Consider the following 595-nt stretch of genomic DNA (forward strand, 5'->3'; position numbering starts at 1 on the left):
GCCGCACGGCGGGGCTCGCGCGGCTGGCGGGCGGCGGGGGTCTCGGCAGGCGGGGGCGGCGCGGCGCGCTCGATGCGGGGCCGTTCGGTGGCCGCCTCTGCCGCCGCCCGGGCGGCGATATGGGCGGGACGCGAGGGCGGGGCGGGGACGGGGCGCGGCAGCCACGCCGTCGGATCGGGGGGCGGAAGTGGCGGGGCGAGGCTTGGCACCGGCGTCGCTGCAGGCGACTCGGGCGGGATGGGCGCGGGCGGTGGGGATCCGGGCGCAGGCGCGGCGTCGGGCGGCGCGAGGAGCGCTTCGGGGGTGAGCGCAGGCTCAACCGGGAAAGCATCCTCGAGCTCGGGGGCAGGCACGTTCTCGGGAGCCGGCGCCGCTTCGGCCATCGGAGGGGCCTTGGGCACGGCACCGCCCTCCTGCCCCGACACCGCCCCCCCCTCCATCGCCCCACCCGGCGCGGCGAGGCCCGGCACCTCGGCCTCGGGCGGCGCCAGCTCGATCTCGACCGCCTCGGGCAGCACCGGCAGCGGCGGCGGCGCGTGGCGCAGCGCCCAGGCCCCGGCGGCGAGGTGCCCCGCCGCGACCAGCGCCGCCGCCT

Annotated in this window: 1 pseudogene; it reads right to left on the reverse strand. The window is 81.8% G+C overall.

The window, feature by feature from the left end:
- Window positions 1-595, reverse strand: a pseudogene (locus tag ACFHYO_RS11870) (hypothetical protein); the annotation flags it as partial.

Origin of the sequence: Paracoccus panacisoli (genome assembly GCF_042435015.1) — a bacterium.
GTDB lineage: Bacteria > Pseudomonadota > Alphaproteobacteria > Rhodobacterales > Rhodobacteraceae > Paracoccus > Paracoccus panacisoli.